This is a genomic window from Streptococcus oralis (assembly GCF_001579175.1).
GTDB classification, from domain to species: domain Bacteria; phylum Bacillota; class Bacilli; order Lactobacillales; family Streptococcaceae; genus Streptococcus; species Streptococcus oralis_O.
Genome location: NZ_KQ970759.1, coordinates 153760 through 157552, shown reverse-complemented (window position 1 = coordinate 157552; position 3793 = coordinate 153760). Strand labels below are relative to the sequence as shown.

Annotated in this window: 4 protein-coding genes and 2 pseudogenes; 1 reads left to right on the top strand and 5 read right to left on the bottom strand. The window is 43.2% G+C overall.

Features of this window, described 5'->3' with window-relative positions:
• Positions 1–78 (bottom strand): annotated as a pseudogene (locus SORDD24_RS11465) (LysM domain-containing protein); the annotation flags it as partial.
• Positions 79–123: 45 nt separating this feature from the next.
• Here SORDD24_RS11465 and SORDD24_RS10705 point away from each other — a divergent pair.
• The gene (locus tag SORDD24_RS10705) at positions 124–327 is read left to right on the top strand and encodes a ferredoxin (protein ID WP_009755186.1); all 204 of its coding nucleotides are present in this window, start codon (positions 124–126) and stop codon (positions 325–327) included.
• Between the two features lie 82 nt (positions 328–409).
• Here the strand turns inward: SORDD24_RS10705 and SORDD24_RS00790 are convergent, their stop codons facing one another.
• The 4 genes and pseudogenes from SORDD24_RS00790 to SORDD24_RS11460 all read right to left on the bottom strand — a co-directional run.
• Positions 410–1375: a glycosyltransferase family 2 protein gene (locus SORDD24_RS00790; RefSeq protein WP_061407846.1), complete on the bottom strand. Its 966-nt coding sequence runs from the start codon at positions 1373–1375 to the stop codon at positions 410–412.
• A 1-nt stretch (position 1376) separates the two neighbouring features.
• Positions 1377–2396, bottom strand: coding sequence for a UDP-glucose 4-epimerase GalE (gene galE / locus SORDD24_RS00785; RefSeq protein ID WP_061406660.1), 1020 nt, complete (start codon positions 2394–2396; stop codon positions 1377–1379).
• Positions 2397–2497: 101 nt separating this feature from the next.
• Positions 2498–3601 carry an NAD(P)/FAD-dependent oxidoreductase gene (locus SORDD24_RS00780; protein WP_061406658.1) on the bottom strand — a complete coding sequence of 368 codons (1104 nt, stop codon included), beginning with the start codon at positions 3599–3601 and terminating at the stop codon, positions 2498–2500.
• Positions 3602–3617: 16 nt separating this feature from the next.
• Positions 3618–3793, bottom strand: a pseudogene (locus SORDD24_RS11460) (Nif3-like dinuclear metal center hexameric protein); the annotation flags it as partial.

The window sequence follows — 3793 nt, the reverse complement described above, 5'->3', positions numbered from 1 at the left end:
TTTACGGTGACGACGTTCCGATCTTGATTCTTCCTCAGTATTTTCATAAATATCTTCTTGCCATGGTTCTTTTTCCATACCTTACTCCTTGTATTTTTTAAACTTTCTTATTACAATATAAATATGAAACTCACACTTATACCTGAACGATGCATCGCCTGTGGGCTTTGCCAAACCTATTCTGAACTCTTTGATTATCACGATAATGGAATCGTTCGCTTTTATGATGATCCAGTTGAATTACAAAGAGAAATCACTGAGACCAGCGATGTTCTGGAGGCCATCAAAAATTGTCCTACACGTGCACTTCTAAAAGATCCGTCATAGTTTAAAAGGGAGATTGATATTGTAGATTCGTTTTATCACTTTAACCCCTTTATCTATTAGTTTAGCATATTTCTAGGTAAATTTATAGTCTTTTTCGGTTATTTTTTCCTTCAAAAATAGAAAGATCACTTTTTTCTTTGACCAGATAGAGTGGTCTTTTTTTGGTCTCTAAATAAATCTTACTGATATACTTGCCTAGAATCCCAATGGTCAGGAGTTGAATCCCTCCAAGAAAGAGAATGACAGCCATCAAAGAGGTCCAACCAGATGTGGGATTTCCTAAGATAAGAGTCCGAAACACTACAAAAACAGTCATCACAAACGAAAGAAAACAAGATAGGAGTCCCGCTACAAAGGCTATACTCAAGGGAAAATCTGAAAAGTTGAGAATCCCTTCAATCGAGTAGAAAAAGAGCTGCCCAAAACTCCAACTGGTCTTGCCAGCCTGTCTTTCGACATTTGGATAGTCAAGATAGTGCGTTCGAAAACCAACCCAGGCAAAGAGACCCTTAGAAAAACGATTGGACTCTGTCAAGGCTAAAATAGCATCCACCACAGACCTTCTCATCATCCGAAAATCACGGACACCCGAGGGCAAGGCTACTGGGCTAATTTTTTGCATGAGGCGGTAAAAGAGATCGGCACAGAAGCTACGAAGGAAGGGTTCTCCCTCCCGACTGGTTCTCCGTGTCCCAACACAGTCTAAGTCTGCATTCTGGTCTAGTAAGGCCTTCATTTCGAGCAACATACTAGGAGGATCCTGGAGGTCTGCATCCATCACGACCACCATGTCTCCAGTTGCATGCTGCAAGCCTGCATACAGAGCTGCTTCTTTCCCAAAATTTCGCGAGAAAGAAATGTAACGTACCGCAGGATTTTGCATCCGATAGGCCTTTAGCAAGTCTAAGGTTCCATCGCTAGACCCGTCATCCACAAAGACATACTCGATCTCTGCTCCCAATTCTGGAAGCAGTGCTTCAACAGACTGATAAAAAAGAGGAAGTACTTCCTCTTCGTTTAAACATGGGACAATGATTGAGATCATCATCTTAGTCTTCAAATCCATTTGGATGCTTGCTTTGCCAACGCCATGCGTCTTCACACATTTGCGTGATACTGAGTTCTGCTTCCCATCCCAGTTCAGCTTTGGCTTTTGCAGGATCTGAGTAGCAGGCAGCGATATCACCTGGGCGGCGTTCTACGATGCGGTATGGAATAGGACGTCCCACCGCTTTTTCCATGTTTTGGATAATTTCAAGAACTGAGTAGCCCTTACCTGTTCCAAGGTTGTAAATGTTAAGGCCTGAACCTTTTTGGATCTTTTGTAGAGCTGCAACGTGACCTTTGGCTAGGTCTACGACATGGATATAGTCACGAACACCAGTCCCATCTTCCGTATCGTAATCATCTCCAAAAACTTGTACTTGTTCTAGTTTGCCCACTGCTACTTGTGAAACATAAGGTAAGAGGTTGTTTGGAATTCCATTAGGATTTTCTCCCAAGTCTCCACTTTCATGCGCTCCGATTGGGTTGAAGTAACGAAGCAAGACCACATTCCATTCTGAGTCAGCCTTGTAGATGTCGGTCAAAATTTCCTCTAGCATGAGCTTGGTACGGCCATATGGATTGGTCACTGAAAGTGGGAAATCTTCTAGGATTGGCACTGTATGAGGATCTCCGTAGACTGTCGCAGAAGAACTGAAGATGATGTTCTTACAGTTGTTTTCTTCCATAGCTTTTAGAAGGCTTACTGTTCCAGCAATATTGTTGTCGTAGTAGGCAAGAGGGATACGTGTTGATTCACCAACAGCCTTCAAACCAGCAAAGTGAATGACGCCAGTCGGCTCTTCCTGCTTGAAAATATCTCTGAGGGTATCTGTGTCACGGATATCTGCCTCATAGAAAGGGATCTCAACTCCTGTAATTTTTTCAACAACTTCTAAACTCTTACGATTGCTATTGACAAGATTATCCACCACAACGACTTGATGACCTGCTTGGATCAATTCAATAACAGTGTGGGTTCCGATAAATCCAGCACCGCCAGTTACCAAAATCTTTTCTTGCATCTTTTTTCCTCGATTCTCGGATTATTTTTTCTTATTTTATCATTTTTGATAGGGAATGTCATTTGCCATCCTAGAGGGTAGGCTAAAATTTCAGTAAAATTCTATTCGCTTTTTACTCGTTTGACATAGTTTCCAATTGGATAGTTTACTGGGTCCAAGGTCAACTCCTTATCTTGAACCAATTGGGCTAGATGGTAACCAATGATAGGGCCTGTTGTCAAACCTGATGACCCTAGTCCACTAGCTGCATAGACACCTTCTAAGTCTGGAACTTGCCCAAAAAATGGAGAAAAATCACTGGTATAGGCACGGATTCCTACTCGCTCACCTCTTATAGTAGCTTCAGCCAAGGCTGGGTAGTATGGCAAGGCTGCTTCCTCCATTTGTTGGAGCAAGGTTTCATCTACCGTCAAGTCAAATCCCATATCATTTTCATGGGTAGCTCCTAGGGACAATTTCCCACCTGCAACAGGAATCAAATCCCACTCCCCTTCTGGCATGACAACCGGGTAAGATTTCATATCTTTGGTAAATTGATAATCTCGTAGTTGTCCCTTTTGGGGACGAACATCTACCACATATCCTAAAGGTTTCAAAATGTCCCCCAACCAAGCTCCCGTCGCCAAAATAACCTGTTCAAACACCTCTTCGCCAATCTGGTAGCCTGCTGATACAGGAGTCAGAGTCACTTTTTCTTTGACTAACTTGACTTGACTGACTTCCAGCAAACGAGTCACTAAGAGGTGGCCATCTACTCTCGCTCCACCAGAAGCATAGAGCAGGTGGTCAAATCCCTGCAAACCAGGGAATAATTCATTTGCAGACGCTTGGTCTAAAATGGCTAACTGGGCTATCAAGGGAGACTCTTCTCTGCGCTGGAGGGCTAGTTCATAGAGTTCTTCAAGCTTGGATTCATCCTTTTTCAAGAGAAAAACTCCCGAACGTTGGTAAAAGTTAATTTCCTGGCCAGACTTTTCTAAATCAGCCAACAAATCCACATAAAAGTCAGCTCCCAAGCGCGCCATCTTGTACCAAGCTTTATTGCGGCGTTTGGAGAACCAAGGACTGATAATTCCTGCTGCTGCCTTGGTAGCCTGACCTTGTCCATGGTCAAAAACGGTCACCTCTAGGTCACTTTCTTTCGAGAGGTAGTAGGCAGCTGATGCCCCCACAATCCCTGCTCCAATAATGGCAACTTTTTTCATTGTCTTCACTTCCTAACTAGATATGGTGGAAAGGATTGGTCGATGCTTGGCTAGGTATGATATCAATGGTCCAATCCTTTTCTGCCTTCCATTGGGCAAGAAGTGTTGCAATTTTTTCGACAAAAAGAATTTCGATATAGTGTCCCGGGTCCAGCGCCAACAAGCCATCAGACAGCATATCCTGAGCTGTAT